The organism is Vibrio splendidus (genome assembly GCF_024347615.1).
GTDB classification, from domain to species: domain Bacteria; phylum Pseudomonadota; class Gammaproteobacteria; order Enterobacterales; family Vibrionaceae; genus Vibrio; species Vibrio splendidus.
On the sequence record NZ_AP025509.1, the window covers coordinates 1438719 to 1457584 of the forward strand.

The following is an 18866-nucleotide window of genomic DNA, read 5'->3' on the forward strand; positions in this document are numbered from 1 at the left end:
CAGCACATCATCGATGCAAAAAATCCCGGAAACTAAAAAGCCTAGCGAGTAATCGCTAGGCTTTCGTACATTAAAACAATAAGTGAGATAAGGGGAAAGATTGCCAATCATCAGTTCAAATCAGGTGAACTGCACCAGTATTTACAACTTCTCTATTTTAGCGGGTCATTGTCCGGTAGTGCCTTATGAAGCCAGAGTGCTAAACGCTTTTTGATATTTGCGCCATCAAGCTTATCGTCAGGTAACGGTGTGATCTGATTAACTTCAACAAGGAACAAGTACACCGCTTTAACCTTTATCGGTTGGGATGAATGTGGCAAATCAAAACCTTGTAGTTTTGCCATCTTAAAACCGACTTCAACTGCTTTTTTTACCAGCTTATCTTCATTAATGATCTTCGCGGTTTTCGACATATCATCTCCATCATCTTTATCGAGTGAATACTGAGTATATCAAACCGAAAAACTCACAAGATTACTTCGGTCTCAATTTGAGGCGTCGCTTTGATAAATAACATAAAACGAATAACAGGCTCTAGAATGACTCTAATTCGATTGATAGTTACGACACCAACACCTATAAGCAAACGGTCTCTTAATAAAACACTCAGTAAATGAGATCTTAAGTCAAAAAACAAAAAATCTAATCATATTTGACTTAGCATTCCAAAGAATACGGAATACTATGATTATCATTTAGATAAGAATCACTGCTTAAAACAACAATAAACCCATGTTATTTAACCAGTTTTATACTAAGACGACTTTGATCAAATTTACAGTCATCAATAGTGATATAGTTATTTACAAAACACTCACTAAGCAAATAGAATAAAACCACTAATTTTGTACTGGTGTTAAAAATGCGTTACCTTTGGGCTTCATTCTGTCATAAAAATCCTATTCCGGGTCGAATCGTACATATCCTTGTTATGTTGATAGCGCTAGCTTCTATTACCATTCCATTGATATCAAAAGACGCCACAACGATCTTAGCTTCACTGTGTGTTGCCCTAGTCTGTTTCGTCGTTTTTGTCTTCTTTGCGCTCGCCGACAAAATGCGCTCAGGCATGCATTAATCAGCCAATCAGTTCTCTACCACCAAGCATTCTCTTTTTAAAAATTCATTATAAAATGCTGGTTACCAGATACGGAAAAGCCCAAAGTTATTAGCTTTGGGCTTTTGATACCAGTAATCATTAACTCAACAACGCACTTAATATAAGTGTGCAAATTCTTCGATTCGACTCTTACCGCGCAATAATAAAAAATTCAAAAAGCGGGATGTTGAGGTAGTGATTATTTTGTCTTCTTCCACACCGTGCTTTTCAAGTAATGCTTTTACAAGACCCAGAAGAGCAATCTCTTCACAGAAATGCGCATCAGAACCTGTAGAAAAGTAAACGCCAACTCGCTTGCCGATCTCGACAATTTTTGAGCATCGCACATCGCTTCCTTTTCGGCTCTTGCCTGTCAATGACGTATTGTTCACTTCAATCGCAACATTGTGCTCCTTTGCACACAACAGAACCGCTTCCATATCGAACTTGTAGTTTGGGTTCCCTAAGTGCCCTAGCACATCGACTTTGCCACTCCTAATGACGTTGATTAACGCCTGTGTATGCTCTTGTTCCGTCGATGGCTTGAAAACTGGCTCATGCAAGCTCGCAATCACCCAGTCTAAGTGTTGGTAAGAAGACGGAGGAAGATCCAACTCCCCAGCAGTGTTCAGTGTGTTGGCTTCCACACCACGCAAGATACCTACATCGTGCAGAAAGCGGGGCAAAATCCTTTGGTTATTGAAAAACCAGTAGTGGGGGGCTCCCGGCATTTCAGGAGCATGATCCGTTGTACAAAGGAGTTTTAGCCCCTTATTTTTCGATGCCAGTGCATTTTCGATAATGGTGCTATAGGCATGGCCACTTGCCAATGTATGAGTATGGCTGTCGACAACAATCTCCATTATGACCTCCTAAATTGTTTAATTGATTTGAAACGAACCGTCTTGATTCATGAAGAGTGTTAGGTCAGCAGGGATAGAATGGTCTAACACTTTATCGACGTTCTTTGAGTCTGAATTTTTATAGAACTCGACCGCCTCTTCTAATGAGCTACCTCCTCGCACTTTGCGGTTTACTAAGCGCTCTTCGAGGAACTTAGCGTCAGTGTCTATGAAGATGGTGAAATCAGCCAACTCATGTAATCCATTCCAAACAGGCTCATTCAGTAACAACCAGTTGCCTTCAATCACGACAATGTTCTTGTCTACCGAGATTGCGTCATCCACAGGATCATGAAGATTTCTATCGTAGTACGGCCACGTAGGATTTTTTACTTTCAGCTGTTTCAACTTATCGATCAACGAGGTTAAATTGAACGTTTCGTGAGAGCCTTTAATGGTACGGAGTTTAATTTTCTCTTTATCACGAACGATGTAGTTTGAGTCCAATATCTCATTGGGGTAATGAAAACCGTCAAATGGCAATACCTGAAGTGGCTCAACGTTGGTCTGTAGATGGGACAAATGCTCCCAAAACGCGGCTAACGTCGATTTACCACTGCCAGGAGGGGCACACAAAAAGATTATCGTACGTTCTTTTTTCTGCTCAAAAAGTCGCGTAAATTTTTCAACCAGTGGTTTATGAATCTGTTCAATATCTTTATCAGGGAATGTCGCTTCGGTTTCAAAGCCACTCACATTTAAGGAAACTTTCATGTTCAACCTTATCCTAATATCTCTTTCTCAATACTTCCCAACAAGTTCTCGCAACAGAGTTTCAGCACTGTTTTAATCAGCGACTCGTAACGTGTTTGAGTGAATGAATCGAATGACGAGAATTTTAATTGGTTAATTGAATCTAAGTAGAAGCTATCTTTGCCTTTCGAGAGGTTTGATTGATTACTGATGAAGTCGTAAACCATGTCATCGCCAAATGTCAGTACTTGCGATTGCTTACTAGTGTATTCATACATTTGGTCGAATAAGCCAATATCTGCGTAGGTTTCCAAAGAGATCTTACCCATCGCAAACATCAATTTAGAGGCGACGTCGGTTGTCACAAGAGGCCCATCTTCTTTTAAAAGAGGTACGACGGCGTACTCCATCACCAAAGCATCTTGAACAAACACGTTCGGTAATAGCTTTTTCAGTTTTTGGTTTATTAACTTATTAGACGCTTCGATCAAACTCGTCGCGGAATCACACTGTTCCAATGCATCCAATAATTCATCTTGCAACAAAATATCAATTACCTCATGAAGCAGTGGTGGCTGACTCGCCACCACAATAATGAACCATATTAAACGGTTAAGCTCACATCATAACATTCAAGTAGCGCTTTTTCTGCCAATTCATTCCAAACGTAATTATTGGCTTTCAAAATTTCATCAAGCTCCAGAAAGAATGGAGACTGCTCTGCCAGTGTATGGAATTGGTCAATCGCTGTCAGCGGTAAGTCGATATGTGGGTAAATCAATTTCTTGCCACCCGGAATATCTAACTGATTGAGAATAGTATGCGGTACCGCTTCTAGACCACCAACGTGTGTCAGCATAAATGAAGGGTTGATTCTATTCGCTTCTGAAAGCTCAATAGACTCGACCATATCACCCGTAGAGCCACCAGAAGTGCCAACAATGTGAGTCGCTTCGTAGTGAACGTTATAGAAGTTGAATGGTACTTTGAACTGCTTGTCCGTTGGGCCAGCAAAGAAATTTAAGCAACCATCATTGCCTAGCAACTCATCCGCTTGCTCAAGCACTTGTGCAACCGCGGCATACACCATGACATCATCATACCCCTTACCATCATTCAACTGCTTAAGGTGTGAGACAGGATCTTCTAACTTAGCGGTATTCACATAGAACAGTTCGATACCGTTTTCTGCTGCTTTTGATACAGAAATTAGGCTCTCAGCTCGCTCTAGGCGCGCTTCGTCAATATCGGTGACAACGATTCGACTTGGTTTGACTGGACCATTAATCGCGTAGTCAATTGCACCAATTCCCATAGGACCTGCACATGCTAACAATGCAAGAGAGCCGCCCTCTTTGATGCCCATTTGATGTTCATATACATAAGGCGTTGTATGGTAGCTTGCGTGGAACGCACCAATGATGCATGACATAGGTTCAGCTAAAGAGGCATTAGCGTAGTACGAACTCTTGTAAGGCAATACACAGTCCAAGTCGATTGCTACTTTAGGGATAATTGAGTACGTCGCATTGCCTCCGAACGTTTCATAGCTGTAGCCTGCTGAGTAGCCTGTTGGCAAACCCATTGCTGGCTGCAGTACAAATGGTTCGCCCGGCTTAAAACGGTCTTGTAAGTTAGCACCTACTTCTACAATTACACCTGCGTATTCATGGCCTGTCATTACAGGTACTTCAGCAATATTTCCCGGTACACGTTTATGGTTGCTGCCTAACAGTGCTGCTTTGTAAGTAGAAAGACAGATGCTGTTTGAGATATTTTTAACTAATAGTTCATCATCAGAAATTTTTGGAAGATCGAACGTTCTAAGTTGAACATCTTTTTCACCACGGATAACAGCAGCAGTTGTTTGAGTCATGATTTTCTCTCCGAAACTGGGACCACTTAGTGACCCCCAAAATTTAAATTAAGCTTGTTGACCTATGGTGTTCATTAGGTTGTCTAATGCAGGGTCATGTAAGAAGTTCTTGATAGTGACCACAGGTAAACCCGTTGCTTTAATCGCTCTATTCTCTAGGCTCTCGTGAGTCACCACCACATCGGCATCAGTTGGGACTTTTTCGATAGCAAAGTTTTTAACTTGAACATCGTAACCGGCTTTTTCTAGTTTGCGTTTGAAAGTCGATGCTCCCATAGCGCTTGAGCCCATTCCCGCATCACATGCAAAGGCAATAAATTTGATGTTCTTTACTTCTTTTGGCTGTTCTGTTGAAGCCTGAGCTGATGCTTTTGCTACCACACCTTCTGCTTTCATATCTTTCATGTCGGTTATCGACTGTTCAAACTCGTCTTCTGATTGTTCTTTCTTGCTCACTTTCAGGATTGCACTTGCGACAAGGAAAGACACAACCGTTGCTGAAGCCACACCTGCGATGGTTGCGAAGAAGCTTCCTTTTGGTGTGAGTGCTAAGTAAGAGAAAATCGAACCCGGACTAGGGCCAGCAACCAGACCACCATCAAGTAAGTTGAACGTTGCAATACCTGTCGCTGCACCAGCAATCATCGCAACAATCATGATTGGCTTCATTAGCACGTATGGGAAGTACAGCTCATGGATACCACCGAAAAAGTGAATGATGATTGCACTTGGTGCTGATTTCTTACTTAGACCTTGACCAAATTTCGCGTAAGCCAAAAGCATACCTAGACCAGGACCTGGGTTTGACGCCACCATAAAGAAGATCGATTTGCCCGTTTCCGCCGCCGCTTGTAGACCTAGTGGGTAGTAAATACCTTGGTCGATAGCGTTGTTTAGGAACAGTACTTTTGCGGGTTCATTAATAATGGCAAGTAACGGAAGAAAACCAGTTGCCACAAGCGCTTCGATACCCGACTTAACGAATAGGTTCGCAGCAGTCACAGCAGGACCAACAATCGCGTAAGCAAATAGACACATCAACATGCCGAAAATGCCTAGCGAGAAGTTGTTTACCACCATCTCAAAACCTGAAGGGATCTTGTCTTGTAAGCGTTTATCGATTTGAACGATCACCCAGCCACTCAATGGACCCATGATCATTGCGCCAACAAACATTGGAATCTCAGCGCCAGCGATAACACCCATAGTACCTATCGCACCAGCAACTGCACCACGCTTATCCCCGACAATTTGTCCACCGGTATAACCAATAAGCAGAGGAAGTAAATAAGTGATCATCGGACCAACTAATTCACCAAAATATTCGTTAGGCATCCAACCTGTTGGAATAAATAATGCAGTAATAAAGCCCCATGCAATGAAGGCTCCAATATTTGGCAATACCATCGCGGTCAGATGACCACCAAAAGATTGCACTCTTGCTCTTATATTTGTAGACACTGTATATTCCTTATTTTCAAAGGTTATTCTTAGTAGCTTTTAATAATTTCAAGTACGTCAGCTTTTGAAGATGAAGCCGCCAGCTTGGCAATATTTTCTTCATCAACTAACATTTCACTAAGTGCTTGAATAACCTCGATGTGTGTATCTGAATCCTTTGCAGCTAATGTTAATAAAACATTCGCTGGTCCCATTTCTGAACCGAAATCAACTGGGGTTGAAAAAACGTGGATACCCAACCCAGTCTTTAGTACACCTGCTTCTGGACGGGCATGAGGCATAGCAATACCTGGACAAAGAACATAATAAGGTCCATTATCATGCGTTGACTGAATGATCGCGTCTGCGTAGTTATTGGTAACGTAACCTTTATCTTGCAAATAACGAGTTGTTTCTTTAACTGCATCTTCCCACTTATATTCAGAGTGGTTAATGACATCAATTAAGTCGTGGTCAATAAGGTCATAAAGCATAATATATCCCAGTTATTCTTGTTCGTTGTTGTTGGGATTATTATCAATGGAAGTTGCCGAATAGAGAAATGGCAAAGAAACGTGACTTTAGTCACCTATAAATAACTGTCAATCGGATATTTCTGCGTTACCCCTCAAATTTAACCTGTAACTAAATAACAAATTTATAATTAAAAACAAGTCAATAGTTTAAGTTTGACATTGAACTCAATAACTAAAATTAATTTAAAACAACAAAATGAGATGTGAGTTCAATTTGGCCAGTTGACCATAAATTAATTGTGATAATGGTTATGTTTGCATTCGTAAAGCAAGGCATGTAACACGCTAAAATCAGTGACCGAGATCGCGTATGAAATCCAAGCACCATTCAACTGAAATTTTACGACATGACAAGCTGCTAACTCACTCATCCAGCCTCACGACATACAAACGACCTGCATAAAAAGTCAGACGAAACTCCAAATACGGAAAAGCCCAAAGTTATTAGCTTTGGGCTTTTCTTCTAGCGACTGTGGTTGATTACAACCGAGTGATACGACAACCGAGTCTTACAGCGTCAGATGCATAATTGGAAATGGTTTTCCCATGTCATCAATTGGAGATCGTGATTCAATTTTGAACCCCATGTGCTGATAGAAACCTACCGCTTGTGGGTTTTGCTCATTAACGTCAACTTTAGTGGCTGCTAACTGCTTAATGGCATGTTGCAACAACACCGTACCTACGCCTTGCCCTCGAACTTCATTTAAAACGAAAAGCATCTCTACTTTTGCATCATGGACACCCACGAAGCCAACAATCGAACCTCTTTCATTTTTAACGCATTTCAAAGAAACCGCAGGGAACGCATGTTCCATGATGATAGGTTTAAAAAACTCAATATCTTCTTCTGTAATAAAGTCATGAGTTGCTCGGACCGAATTCTCCCAAACCTTAAGCATTTCTGCATAATCTTCAGGAAGCACATTTTCTATAGTCATAATTTTCTCTAGATTAAACTGAATATAAACATGTGCAGCCGCGAGCCAGTAGTTTATCAATGGTTAGAAAAACAATACAACCGCATTCTCTATACCATTTACTCGCTTCGCTAGCCCTATCAATCAGGCATGACCACAATACCCATGGTTTCAAGCAGTTGCTCTTGTTGCCAAGCGACAATTTTAATCCCCGACGTGTCTACCTTGCGAGGGTCTAACCCTTCTAATTCAGCATGGCATAAATTAGCACCTTGCATACTGAATTGCCCCCATACGTCTTCCGAGAACACTCCTCGGCTGAGATCAGACTCTTTCAGAGACGCGCCGCCAAGGTAAGTGCCTATCCAACGGTTCTCAAACAGCTCGCACTTCTCTAAACAAGCTTGTTCAAAATTAGCGTAAGACAGGTTGCAACCCGTGATGTATGCCGAACAAAAATACATGCGATTGCTTACCTGATTGGCAAAATTCGCACGAGTGAAGTTCGCCCCTTTCAAATCGCATTCACGTAGCTCAATACCATAGCAATTCGCGTTACTAAAATTCGCCATCGCCAACTGGCAATTCTGGAAGCTTGCATCTCGTAAGTCGGCAATATCAAAGTGGCATCCCTCAATATCGCCTTGTTCGATGAACTTACAGTTAATAAACGTCGCATCACGCAAGTTCGAACGTCTGAAATCACAACGGATAAACGTGCAGGCTGTAAATGTAAGCTCTGATAAGTCTTGCTGAGCAAAACTGTGGTGATGATAAGTGCTGTTATTGGTGTCCATTTAGCCCCCTAAAGAAATTAAGCTAAGACTACCATTGCGATCTTAAGAAAACACCAAATTAAAAACCAACAAAAACAGCAACTTAAAACACCCTAATTTAGCCATTTTAAGGCACCAAACAAGCCCTTTAAGGTTGTTATTTTCGATTTATAGGATGTGCTTATCTTGAAAAAAGTTTTGTCGCTTAGAAGTACCAATAAGAGAAAAAGTTACTTTGACGAAACGAGTCAATTATTGACCGCGTCCTAACGCGCTAGACTGGACGGTTGGTATGTTGCTCGTTACACTATTCCTCATTCTCAGCATAAAGAGTAAGAACAATGAAAGACATGCGACAAGCTATGCTCGATGCAGGGTTTAGCCTTATCAATGAACACGGGTTTGCTGGTGTTGGCCTGATGAAAATCATCAACCAAGCGGAAGGCACGAAGGGTTCTTTTTACCATTACTTCAAATCCAAAGAACACTTTGGTGAGATCCTTCTTACTAACTACTTTGATGAGCATCTCGCTAAGCTAGACGACTTTTTAAGTGATGAGTCGCTTTCTCGTCGTGACCGCGTAAAAGCCTATTTCGAGTTTTGGTGTGCATCGAAACTGACTGAAGACTTCAATATCCAATGTCTTGTCGTAAAACTGGCGGGAGAAGTATCTGGGTCTGCTAACCCGTTACAGTCCACAATGGCAGTAGGCGCAGAAAAGATCATCCTGCGTATGGCGAAGCTATTTGAAGAAGGCAATGAGACCGGTGACTTCACGATCGCAGAGCCCGAATCGCTGTCTCGAATGCTTTATGGCCTATGGCTAGGCTCAACGCTCATGGCCGCTATGCAGCGTAACCGTTCGATTCTAAACAATGCCATGGATGAAACCATTCTTGCCATGAGCCCAGCCCAAGAATCGGCTGACTAGATATACCCGTTACCAGAAACCAAAAACCAAAAACCAAAAGGCTCGCATAATTTAGCGAGCCTTCTACTTATTGTAAATCTTGATTGAATTCATTCACGCCTACTCCGCTACCCCAGACGAGACGCAATATTATTGGCTTTGAGTAAGCCCTTAATAACCGGGTCGATATGCTTGAAGAAGCTCAGCCATCCTTCACAGAGATAATTTAACCCTGCCTCACCATCGCGGCTTTTGATGATGCGGTTTTTGGGGCACTCCCCATGGCATGCGAATTTAAACTCACAGGCTTGGCATTGTTTCGGCAGAGACTTCTGTTTGGCGAAGCCAAAACTCTGCTGCTTTGACGAAAAGGCTAAAGTTGAAAGTGCTTGTCCCTGAATATTACCCAGCTGAAATTCAGGAAAGACATAATGGTCACATGAATACACATCGCCATTGGGCTCAACCGCTAACCCTTTGCCGCAGATCTCACTCAAGGTGCACATGGTGCTTTCTCTGCCCATCCACACTCCGACAAAATTTTCAAAGTACGGCACTAATATTTGTCCAAAATCATGTTCGAACCACTCGTCAAAAATGGTAGTGAGGAATTCTCCCCATTGCACTGAATCGACACTCCAAGCTTCAACCTCGCCTGATACGGGAATGATCGCTTGTTGGTTGCTCAACCATTTATTGTTGGTGTGAGCTTCGCGCTTATCAACCACAGGAATAAACTGCAACTGCTTCGAACCCACTTCATCGCGTAGAAAGCGATAAACCTCTAGTGGATATTTACCTGTCACATCATTCACGCAGCTTAGGGTCGCGAACTCGACGTTATGTTGCTTCAAGTAGCGAATGCCACGCATTGTTTGAGAAAAAGTGCCTTTGCCTGCACGGTTGGTTCGGTAGTGATTATGTAAGTGCTCTGGTCCATCAATACTCACGCCAATGATAAAGTCATTGTTCTTGAAGAACTCACACCACGCATCATTCAATAAAGTGCCATTGGTTTGAAGGTCATTGCTGATCTTACTGTGGCTAGGGCAATATTTTTTCTGCAGGGCGACGACCTTTTGAAAGTACTCAATCCCCAACAAGGTAGGCTCTCCACCATGCCAAGAAAAGATGATTTCAGGTGTATTCTGCCCTTCTATATATTGCTTGATATAACGCTCTAACAGAGCTTCATCCATCGTATATTGAGAGCCTTTTGGGTATTCAAGCAGCTGTTGTTTTTCTAAGTAATAACAGTAGGTGCAACTGATATTACACACCGCACCAATCGGTTTTGCTAACGCCTGAAGTTTGCTGTGTGCTTTGCCATTGAACTGCGGAACTGAACTCAAATTTGATAGCGATAATGTCGTCATGAAGAGTGCCTCGATGTAAAAGTTATTGTATTAGCTAAAACAATTCGTAATTCCTTTACACGGTGTTCATCGGCCAACCAAGCTTGATGGCATTAGGTTGGCCGAGTGGTTTTTCCTCTATTTCACGTTTTCAAACGGGTTCCACGCTTCGTCAACCGGGACGATATTTTGCGCTTTTTCGTATTCTTGATATTCAGCGACCATTTCAAGGAACAGATCTGGCATTTCATTTCTCAAGTCATGTTGCTCAGCTGGATCTTTCTTGGTGTTGTATAAATGCCACTCACTGTCGCCGCCCATTCCCGTAGAAATTCGGATAATCTTATGATCACCTTTAAGCAGAATTCCGCTACCAAACAATTCAAATGGAATCGCATTGTTGGCACTGTGCACGTCTGCCGTTTCCCCTTTGAAGTAAGGCAACAAGCTCACACCACTCATCGGCGCTACTTCTCGACCTTGATATTCCGTTCCTGGATGCTCGACCTCTGCAATCTCAAGAATCGTGGCTGCAATGTCCTTCACTTGGGATAAGTCGTCTGTCTGAGTTCCCGGTTGCAACGCATCTTCACCGTCTAAAAGCGCTTTGACTGGCTTAACGATAAACGGCACACGGATACCGCCCTCTGCTGTATAAGCTTTGTACCAAGATAGGCCGCCAGTTGAAGCGCTTGCCCACTCAGGACCAAGTGACACACTGGAGTTCGCCTTACCCAAATTTTCAGTCGAATTATCGAAATGATGAGCAGTCCACGTTCGGATCAAATCACTGATATTTTCACCGGTAATATCCGCCGCTTCTGGGCCGTTATCCGCTAGGTACATGATGTAAGTATTATCGTATTCCCCGATTTCTTTCAGGTAATCGACTATCTGACCGACTTGTTGGTCCTGCATTTCCATCATGCCCATCGCGACAGCCATTTTCTTTCCGTACCACTTTTGTTCTTTCTCAGAGAGCGAGTCCCAAGGTCGGCTTAATGAGTTACGTTCTGAAATATCGGCGTCTTTTGGAATCACACCCATCTCTTTCATGCGTTCGAAACGGCCTTCTCGAACCGAGTCCCAACCATGCTCAACGTAGTAATCGACTTTATCTTGATAGGCAGACTCAGGCGCTTGCAGTGGCAGGTGAATACCGGTGAATGGGACGTAGGCGAAGAAAGGCTTGCCGTCGTCTTTTTTGCTGTCGATCATCTTGATGATCTCGTTGGTGTAAACTTGGTCTGAGTACTCGCCTTTGTATTTATCCTCAACCACCTCGCCGTTGCGGTAAGTTGGCTCAACTTCGACGCCGGGAATATCCCCTTTTTGCAGCGCATCCGCTGTCGCGGCATTTTTGGCCGGGAACATCATATCTCGATTAAAGTGATTAGAGCCGCCCGCTAATATACCGTAACTCTCACCAAAACCTCGATCGTCAGGTAAGAAGCCATCGTCGTGCCCCAAGTGCCATTTACCAGAGAGGTAAGTGTTATAGCCGCTCTCTTCAAGCAGCGTGGCGACCGTAACACCTTTCTTGGTGAGGTAACCTTCATAACCCGGCTTGCCAATCGCACCCGGATAGACAGCATAGTCGAAGGTGCCTAGCCCAACCTCGTGGCTATTTGCTCCGGTTAACATCATAGAGCGCGTTACCGATGAAGTTGGTGACGCGTGAAAATTAGTAAACTTAACCCCCTCTTCAGCCAGCGCCATTAGGTTTGGTGTATTGGCTTCTGAGCCATAAGGCTGAGTATCGGCAAAGCCAACATCATCGCCAACAATAACAACAATATTCGGTTTTTCTGATTCAGCCGCCAGAGCAGCACTGCTTGCCGCAGCCATTGCAGTGAAGACTAAAGATTTCTTGAATGTCTGCATAAGACGTTCTCCAATTTCTGTGATTAACTTGTTTCAGTAATTAACTTTTCTGCGAGTAACTTTTCTGCGAATAACTTTTTCTGAGGTTAACCTTTCTGTGATTAACCTGAGTTAGGATTTGAATTAATGCGCGGCTTGCGACATCCAATGTAATAAGTCGAGCGCAGGGTCATACTCTTGAGCTGCTGCCATGCCAATCCAGGTGACAGCCTCCGCTTGGCTGGCTTGAACGCCACTTCCAGAGATATACATCAACCCAAGCTGTGTTTGAGCTTCAGGGCTACCGTTATTGGCTGCGGTGACGAACCACTCCGCGGCTTTTTCATCATCCTGTTCTACGCCCTCTCCGCTCAGATATAAGTAAGCGACAGAGAGCTGGGCATCCAATTGCCCTTGATAAGCTTCATCCAACAGTTGCACGACGTCTTGATGCTGCTGCGATTGATCCATGGTGGCTTCATTCTCAAAGCTCTCGCTTCCAAAGCTTGCCTTGGCAAAAAACAGAACAACCAAAACACCCGCCAAAATCACGGTAGTTAAACGTTTATTGAGCATTTATTTCCTCCTCGGGAATAAAGGTCTCGACGTCCCTGTTGAATGAATTAGGTGAAAAGTAGGAATGGCGCGATGATGCACAAGCTTGATAGCAATACGTTTTCGATTTTCATAATTGGCTCTCGAGTAATGATTGTTGAGTGAATCAGGGACTGAATCATCGACTGAATTAAATGGTCATAAGATTCAGTCGATTAAGACAGAGACTTAAATCGCTTTCTCTATGATGGTTTCAATCGTCTGTTTCGAGATTGGGTAGAACTGAAAACAGATGTCTTTTTCAATCGCTTCTGCAATGTTGCTCTTCTCTTGCGCATCAAAGTCCCAGCTGCTGAAACGCTTCATCGCACCGACACTGGTTTGGAAGTTGTTTAAGAAATCCAACACTCTCTGGTAAACCATCTCATCGGTTCCCGTAGTGTCGACAGAGAAAGCTTGAGCTAACTTCCCCGCATTCGGCATATAGAATTCAGGCAGCGCTTCAATCACAACCGGCATCAGCACCGTGTTGGCATCGCCATGTGGAATGTGGCTAATCGCACCAAAGGCATGAGCACAGTTGTGAATCGGAATACCGCCCAAAGACGAATAAAATGCAGAGATCGCCATGGTGCTTGCTTGAAGAAGATTGCCACGTGCGGTTAGGTTTTCTGGCTCTTTCAATGCCAAGGGTAAGTTTTCAATAATCAGTTTTGCTGCCTGAATGCCGTAAGCGTCAGTGAATGCATTACTCATCGGTGACACAATCGCTTCAACAGCGTGTGTTAACGCATCCATGGCTGTAGAACGAGTAAGGTGAGCTGGCAGCTTAGTGGTCACCGTTGGATCAAGGATCGCGATATCGGCTTCCAATCCAGACGCGACTAGACTTGCTTTGATGTTTTCATGTTCATTGTAAAAAACAGCAATCGGAGAGGCTTCTGCGCCCGTACCAGCCGTTGTCGGAACCGCAATGTGGGGCACTCGAATATCTTCATTGTTTGGCCACACATCCATATGACCGCCACCCGCAATCACGGTGCGAATGTCATCTAGCTTCTTATGAAATGCGTATTTCACACCTTTAGAAGCATCAATTACGCTGCCGCCGCCAACAGACAAGATCGCATCAGCATTGACGCTGTTTGCAAACTCAATTGCTGCGTTGATGTTGTCGCAAGTCGCGTCTGGCGCGATATCGGTGTACACACCAACAAGCTGAACCGCTTGTTCATTGCCTGGCTGGTTCACCTTTTCGTTTACAAACAACGCCGAGAACTGCTCAACAAAGCCAAGAGACTCCAAGCCTTTATCAGAAAAGAGCACGACTCTTTGCGCACCTAAGCGACCAAAAAGAGAAGGGATATTTTCAATGCCATTCTCTTGAGCATGAACAATGGTTTTAAGTTGAAAGTTAAAATTATTGGTTGTCATGGTATTTACCTCATTTCTAGTTGATGACTAAACAATAACCAATACAAACCGGTCGGTCTAGAGTGTTAATGTCAAAGATATGTCAATTAAGATCTTTATGGATCATTGCCCCAAAACGAAAAAGCCCGCAAATGCGGGCTGTAGTAATAAGTGAGTGATCATTGAATAAGTGTCATTGAGTCACCATGAGCAACTTATTAACTATTAACTATTAACTATTAACTATTAACGAAGATGAGCTGGCACCTTGCTTTTGTCTCTAGTGAGGTAGTAATACAGGTAAACTAAAGAGTAGACAGTCACAAATCCATCGAGCGCAAACACACCGCTCCAACCATAAAACCACTCATAATCGTTGATACACACGTTGTATAAGAATATGCCCACAAACATCGACTTCTCAAATGCACTGTAAATCATGGTCGAAGTACGCAGCGATTTGTACTTCGCCGAGAACATCAACAACACACCAATACAGCCAACCATGACTCCCCAGTGTTGATAGGTACCCATAAGATACTCTTTGTTCACCATCATCGTATCGTTGTACGAGAACAGCGTTTGCATACTCCAATCAGGCGCAAGGAAAGTAGAGAAAGCGGTTGCGGTTAAGAATCCTGTAACCATCAAATACGCTTTCATCGTTCGTTCAAAAAATCGTTCCAACATAAAAATAACCTCTTAAAATAACGTCGTAAAAATAATTTCTTATAAATAACTTCTTGTAGATAAATTGGGTAATGACAGAAATGATTTACTTGCCAAGCATGCTCATCACTGCGGTCTTTAATTCGTTGTCTTCTTTTGAAAACAGATGCTTAACTCGATGATCTAAGCCCGTTTCCAAGACGGTTTTGGCATGGGAGAAAGTAAGGAAACCTTCTTTACCGTGATAATTGCCCTGCCCTGATTCACCAATGCCACCAAACGGTGCGTCATCAACCGCTAAATGGAAAACACAGTCATTGATACACATTCCGCCGGAATGAACTTGGTGTTTAACCTGAGCTTGTAAGCTCAAATCAAAGCTCATTAGATAAAGCGCTAACGGCCTTGGTTTGCTATTGATGACTTGGAACGCCTCTTCGATATTGCGATACGTAATCAAGGGTAATAGTGGGCCGAAAATCTCTTCGTTCATCACCTTGGATGACAGGCTTGGTTCAACAATCAGATGTGTCACCAGTCGTTGGCAATCTAAGTCCATCGCTTCGTCATGGCAGGCCACTGTTCGCGTTCCAGCTTGTCGTTCTTCATTCAACAAACCAACTATGCGGTCGCATTGACGAGGATTGATTAGGGACGTCAAACTCTCGGAATACACCCCTTCATCGAACAGCAATTGGTACTGTTTTTTATACTCTTGAATGAAAGATTCAACTTTCCCTTCAGGTAGCAATACATAGTCAGGAGCCACACACACCTGCCCGTTATTGAGGCTCTTACCATAAATGATTCGCTCAACCGCGATATCAATTGGCATGTCTTCTGCAACGATAACCGGTGACTTACCGCCTAGCTCTAGCGTGACTGGAGTTAGCGTGTCAGCCGCTGACCTCATCACTTGGCGACCCACTTGGGTTGACCCCGTAAACAGAAGATGATCAAACGGCAACGCCGAAAATGCGGCTGCGATTTCTACCTCACCTTCGACCAAGCACACCTCATCGGATTGAAAGACTTCCGCCAATAGCGCTCTTAATACTTGGTTCGTCGCTGGGGTAAATTCACTCATCTTGATCATGGCGCGATTGCCCGCAGCCAACGCCGAAATAAGCGGGCCGACGGATAACATAATCGGAAAGTTCCACGGAGCAATGATCCCGACAACGCCTTTGGGTTGATAAACCACTTCAACACGAGAGGTTGAAAGCAAAGGGCCGGAATGACGAATCGAAGATGTCGACCAATGAGGTAAACACTCAATGCTGTGATCAATATTTCCGATACAAGGCAATATGTCGGCCATCAAAGTGTCTTGTCGGCTGCGGTGACCATAGTCCTCACTCACGGCTGAACACAAACGATCTGTGTAATCGATAAGCGCAGATTTAAGTGCAAGCAACTGCTCAATTCTCACCGATACCGCTGGCATCGGGTTCTGTGCAAAAGCTCCCTGCATGTTGTTCAACGTCATGGTCATTTGTGTTGGCGTCAATTCGTATTTCATACATCACCTCGTGGTTAAGATGAGCACACAATAATACAAATCAGACCGGTCGGTCTACATCTTTATTGTCAGAGAATCGTCAATGCATTTTTGAATACAAATAAATAGGGTGATTACAACGTAGGGTTAAAACCCAGGGAGATTTAAAATAAAAGGGCGTAACGAACAGGCGGTATAACGAGAAATCTCACATGGTGAGATCAAAAATGGCCGCTTAATGCGACCATTTAATAACTCTTTAAATTTTTGTTTTAAATAGATAATTTAAAAATAACGTTAGCTTTTGGCTACGTTTGCAATGCCTTCAAGCTGAAGCACTGGAGCAGCGTCGATGTCTTCTGCGTTCATCATTGCTGATACACGCTGCATCGAAGAAAGCAGTAAGCTTTGCTCCCACGTCTCTAGGTTTTGGAATTTTTTCACGAAGTTATCTTGCAGCGGCGGTGGCGCATTGTTTAGCAACTCTTGACCTTTTTCAGTCAGGTTCGCGTGTACTTTGCGACGGTCCGATGAACTGCGTACTCGTTGTACATAGCCATTTAACTCTAGACGGTCGATGATCGTCGTCGTCGTTGCTTGGCTTACATTGGTCTGATTAGACAATTCTTTGATTGTCACATTACCCATTTCTTGGATTGCTCTCATTAAGATTAATTGAGGGCCAGTCAAACCATACTCTTTACTCAGCTTCTTCGAGTGTAAATCGATAGCGCGAATAATTTGGCGAATAGCGACCAGGATTTCGTCATGTTTGTCCAAGATGCAGACCTTTGTACTAATATACTGTGAATGGTTTTACAGCGTCGAAGCGATGAAATGTCTCGAGTGATTACGTCACGCGCGCTCGAATTACACTGTAAATTGATAAATTACTTCATTGATTTTTCCGCATTGTACTGATGTTCATACTATTCTCAATCTTTTCTATACCACTAAACTTGCGTGGTACGGCACTTTTGCTTAATGAAGGGGGAATGAAAGCTTCAATGAAGACAAAAATAATGAACCAGAGAATACAAACTCAAAGAATAATATATTTTAATAATCATAGAGGTAGAGAGATTTAATCCTCTCCACCCAATAAAAAACCAGCCTCAATAGCTAAGCTGAAAAACGAAATTTTACGCAGCGGTATTCATCTGAAAGTTACCCGTTAGCGCGTTGTAAAACTCGCTGTTATCCAAAATCCCTACCAATTGATTATTTTCAACCAACAGAATTGGGTGGTTACTGATCTGCTTAAGCTTAATCGCATCACGCATACCAATCTCCGGGCTTGTCACTACCACACTAGACGCGTTAATCGCGGTTAGGTCGTCAGACTCGCTCCACTCAACAAGCGCCAAGGTAGATTCACCTTTCACCGATAAAGCACCTTCATTCTGTTCAATCCAGAGATCTTTAGAATCGCAGATCTTCCAGCTTTCATTCTCTTGCGTCAGTGAATCAAGAGGCTGCATTAAAGAACGACCTTTAAGCACATTCAATGGATTGGTGTGAGCAACGAAGTCTTTTACGTATTCGGTTTTTGGCGTCAGTACGATCTCTTCAGGCTTACCGTGTTGAATCAGTTTGCCTGACTCCATGATCGCAATGTTATTACCAATCTTCAGCGCTTCGTCTAAATCATGACTCACGAACAAAATCGTTTTGTTAAGCTTGTTTTGCAATAAAATTAGCTCATCTTGCAACTGCGCACGAATCAGCGGATCAAGCGCTGAAAACGGTTCATCCATAAGAAGAATGTCGGTATCCATCGCAAAGGCACGCGCTAGACCAACACGTTGCTGCATACCGCCAGAAAGCTCATGCGGATACTTGGTTTCCCACTCTGCCAAACCCACCATTTCAAGTTGTTCACGCGCTTTAGCACGACGAACATCTTTGGCTACGCCTTGCATTTCTAGACCAAACGCCACGTTATCTAACACGTTTAACCAAGGCATTAGGGCAAATTTTTGGAACACCATAGAAACGCGGTGAGTACGAAGATGACGCAAGGTCGCTTCGTCGCACTGTTCACCTAAATCAACCTGCTTGTCTCCATCTTTGATCGCCAATGAGCCACGGCTGATCTCATTCAGGCCGTTAACTGCGCGAAGCAAAGATGATTTACCAGAACCAGACAACCCCATCAGCACACAAATCTCGCCTTCTTCAACGGTCAGCGACACATTGTCTACGCCGACAACTTGACCAGTTTCATCAATGATCTCTTGGCGAGTTTTACCTTGGTCGAGTAGCTCAAGCGCTTGTTTCGATTTATTACCAAACACAACATCGAGATTCTTAATGGTAATCGCGTCCATTGTCTTTTTTTCCTGAGAGTTAGACAT

At 43.3% G+C, this 18866-nt stretch carries 19 protein-coding genes; 2 read left to right on the forward strand and 17 right to left on the reverse strand.

What is annotated here, in order from left to right; genetic code table 11:
• Positions 1-152: 152 nt before the first annotated feature.
• Positions 153-413 (reverse strand): DUF5062 family protein, encoded by a 261-nt coding sequence (locus OCU90_RS23565; protein WP_017084902.1) that lies wholly within the window; start codon positions 411-413, stop codon positions 153-155.
• Between the two features lie 449 nt (positions 414-862).
• Between OCU90_RS23565 and OCU90_RS23570 the strand changes: the two genes are divergently transcribed.
• Positions 863-1078 (forward strand): hypothetical protein, encoded by a 216-nt coding sequence (locus tag OCU90_RS23570; protein WP_081089937.1) that lies wholly within the window; start codon positions 863-865, stop codon positions 1076-1078.
• 137 nt (positions 1079-1215) lie between these two features.
• Here the strand turns inward: OCU90_RS23570 and OCU90_RS23575 are convergent, their stop codons facing one another.
• From OCU90_RS23575 to OCU90_RS23610, 8 genes are all read right to left on the reverse strand, one after another.
• Positions 1216-1962 carry a phosphatase gene (locus OCU90_RS23575; protein WP_061020995.1) on the reverse strand — a complete coding sequence of 249 codons (747 nt, stop codon included), beginning with the start codon at positions 1960-1962 and terminating at the stop codon, positions 1216-1218.
• Between the two features lie 18 nt (positions 1963-1980).
• Positions 1981-2715: a nucleoside/nucleotide kinase family protein gene (locus tag OCU90_RS23580; RefSeq protein ID WP_061020997.1), complete on the reverse strand. Its 735-nt coding sequence runs from the start codon at positions 2713-2715 to the stop codon at positions 1981-1983.
• Between the two features lie 8 nt (positions 2716-2723).
• Positions 2724-3242: an MltR family transcriptional regulator gene (locus OCU90_RS23585; RefSeq protein ID WP_162267336.1), complete on the reverse strand. Its 519-nt coding sequence runs from the start codon at positions 3240-3242 to the stop codon at positions 2724-2726.
• Positions 3243-3298: 56 nt separating this feature from the next.
• The gene (locus OCU90_RS23590) at positions 3299-4570 is read right to left on the reverse strand and encodes a zinc-binding dehydrogenase (RefSeq protein ID WP_061020999.1); all 1272 of its coding nucleotides are present in this window, start codon (positions 4568-4570) and stop codon (positions 3299-3301) included.
• Between the two features lie 48 nt (positions 4571-4618).
• On the reverse strand, positions 4619-6031 hold the full coding sequence (locus OCU90_RS23595) for a PTS mannitol transporter subunit IICB (RefSeq protein WP_081089938.1): 1413 nt from the start codon (positions 6029-6031) through the stop codon (positions 4619-4621).
• A 29-nt stretch (positions 6032-6060) separates the two neighbouring features.
• Complete coding sequence (locus OCU90_RS23600; protein WP_061021001.1) at positions 6061-6504, reverse strand: PTS sugar transporter subunit IIA; 444 nt, start codon at positions 6502-6504, stop codon at positions 6061-6063.
• A 551-nt stretch (positions 6505-7055) separates the two neighbouring features.
• The gene (locus tag OCU90_RS23605) at positions 7056-7487 is read right to left on the reverse strand and encodes a GNAT family N-acetyltransferase (protein WP_061021003.1); all 432 of its coding nucleotides are present in this window, start codon (positions 7485-7487) and stop codon (positions 7056-7058) included.
• Between the two features lie 119 nt (positions 7488-7606).
• Positions 7607-8263: a QnrS family quinolone resistance pentapeptide repeat protein gene (locus OCU90_RS23610; RefSeq protein ID WP_017078472.1), complete on the reverse strand. Its 657-nt coding sequence runs from the start codon at positions 8261-8263 to the stop codon at positions 7607-7609.
• A gap of 320 nt (positions 8264-8583) precedes the next feature.
• On the opposite strand from OCU90_RS23610, the gene OCU90_RS23615 reads away from it, so the two are divergent.
• Positions 8584-9174 (forward strand): TetR/AcrR family transcriptional regulator, encoded by a 591-nt coding sequence (locus OCU90_RS23615; protein ID WP_061021005.1) that lies wholly within the window; start codon positions 8584-8586, stop codon positions 9172-9174.
• 107 nt (positions 9175-9281) lie between these two features.
• Here the strand turns inward: OCU90_RS23615 and OCU90_RS23620 are convergent, their stop codons facing one another.
• From OCU90_RS23620 to choV, 8 genes are all read right to left on the reverse strand, one after another.
• Positions 9282-10529, reverse strand: a complete 1248-nt coding sequence (locus OCU90_RS23620; protein ID WP_061021007.1) for an anaerobic sulfatase maturase — start codon at positions 10527-10529, stop codon at positions 9282-9284.
• Between the two features lie 117 nt (positions 10530-10646).
• Positions 10647-12392: an arylsulfatase gene (locus OCU90_RS23625; protein WP_061021014.1), complete on the reverse strand. Its 1746-nt coding sequence runs from the start codon at positions 12390-12392 to the stop codon at positions 10647-10649.
• Positions 12393-12515: 123 nt separating this feature from the next.
• Positions 12516-12947, reverse strand: coding sequence for a tetratricopeptide repeat protein (locus tag OCU90_RS23630; protein ID WP_017081369.1), 432 nt, complete (start codon positions 12945-12947; stop codon positions 12516-12518).
• A gap of 207 nt (positions 12948-13154) precedes the next feature.
• On the reverse strand, positions 13155-14360 hold the full coding sequence (locus tag OCU90_RS23635; RefSeq protein ID WP_061021016.1) for an iron-containing alcohol dehydrogenase: 1206 nt from the start codon (positions 14358-14360) through the stop codon (positions 13155-13157).
• A 225-nt stretch (positions 14361-14585) separates the two neighbouring features.
• A complete protein-coding gene (locus tag OCU90_RS23640) occupies positions 14586-15029 on the reverse strand; it encodes a hypothetical protein (RefSeq protein ID WP_004732424.1) in 444 nt (147 codons plus the stop codon).
• A gap of 85 nt (positions 15030-15114) precedes the next feature.
• Complete coding sequence (locus OCU90_RS23645) at positions 15115-16530, reverse strand: coniferyl aldehyde dehydrogenase (RefSeq protein WP_061021017.1); 1416 nt, start codon at positions 16528-16530, stop codon at positions 15115-15117.
• 276 nt (positions 16531-16806) lie between these two features.
• A complete protein-coding gene (locus OCU90_RS23650; RefSeq protein WP_004732429.1) occupies positions 16807-17289 on the reverse strand; it encodes a MarR family winged helix-turn-helix transcriptional regulator in 483 nt (160 codons plus the stop codon).
• A 362-nt stretch (positions 17290-17651) separates the two neighbouring features.
• Positions 17652-18866 (reverse strand): choline ABC transporter ATP-binding protein, encoded by a 1215-nt coding sequence (gene choV, locus OCU90_RS23655; RefSeq protein ID WP_017078464.1) that lies wholly within the window; start codon positions 18864-18866, stop codon positions 17652-17654.

Coding starts and splice junctions, on each gene's coding strand:
- OCU90_RS23630 (WP_017081369.1), bottom strand. CDS start 12,947: ATGCTCAATAAACGTTTAACTACCGTGATTTTGGCGGGTGTTTTGGTT.
- choV (WP_017078464.1), bottom strand. CDS start 18,866: ATGTCTAACTCTCAGGAAAAAAAGACAATGGACGCGATTACCATTAAG.
- OCU90_RS23570 (WP_081089937.1), top strand. CDS start 863: ATGCGTTACCTTTGGGCTTCATTCTGTCATAAAAATCCTATTCCGGGT.
- OCU90_RS23620 (WP_061021007.1), bottom strand. CDS start 10,529: ATGACGACATTATCGCTATCAAATTTGAGTTCAGTTCCGCAGTTCAAT.
- OCU90_RS23635 (WP_061021016.1), bottom strand. CDS start 14,360: ATGACAACCAATAATTTTAACTTTCAACTTAAAACCATTGTTCATGCT.
- OCU90_RS23640 (WP_004732424.1), bottom strand. CDS start 15,029: ATGTTGGAACGATTTTTTGAACGAACGATGAAAGCGTATTTGATGGTT.
- OCU90_RS23610 (WP_017078472.1), bottom strand. CDS start 8,263: ATGGACACCAATAACAGCACTTATCATCACCACAGTTTTGCTCAGCAA.
- OCU90_RS23615 (WP_061021005.1), top strand. CDS start 8,584: ATGAAAGACATGCGACAAGCTATGCTCGATGCAGGGTTTAGCCTTATC.
- OCU90_RS23600 (WP_061021001.1), bottom strand. CDS start 6,504: ATGCTTTATGACCTTATTGACCACGACTTAATTGATGTCATTAACCAC.
- OCU90_RS23605 (WP_061021003.1), bottom strand. CDS start 7,487: ATGACTATAGAAAATGTGCTTCCTGAAGATTATGCAGAAATGCTTAAG.
- OCU90_RS23625 (WP_061021014.1), bottom strand. CDS start 12,392: ATGCAGACATTCAAGAAATCTTTAGTCTTCACTGCAATGGCTGCGGCA.
- OCU90_RS23580 (WP_061020997.1), bottom strand. CDS start 2,715: ATGAAAGTTTCCTTAAATGTGAGTGGCTTTGAAACCGAAGCGACATTC.
- OCU90_RS23575 (WP_061020995.1), bottom strand. CDS start 1,962: ATGGAGATTGTTGTCGACAGCCATACTCATACATTGGCAAGTGGCCAT.
- OCU90_RS23590 (WP_061020999.1), bottom strand. CDS start 4,570: ATGACTCAAACAACTGCTGCTGTTATCCGTGGTGAAAAAGATGTTCAA.
- OCU90_RS23565 (WP_017084902.1), bottom strand. CDS start 413: ATGTCGAAAACCGCGAAGATCATTAATGAAGATAAGCTGGTAAAAAAA.
- OCU90_RS23645 (WP_061021017.1), bottom strand. CDS start 16,530: ATGAAATACGAATTGACGCCAACACAAATGACCATGACGTTGAACAAC.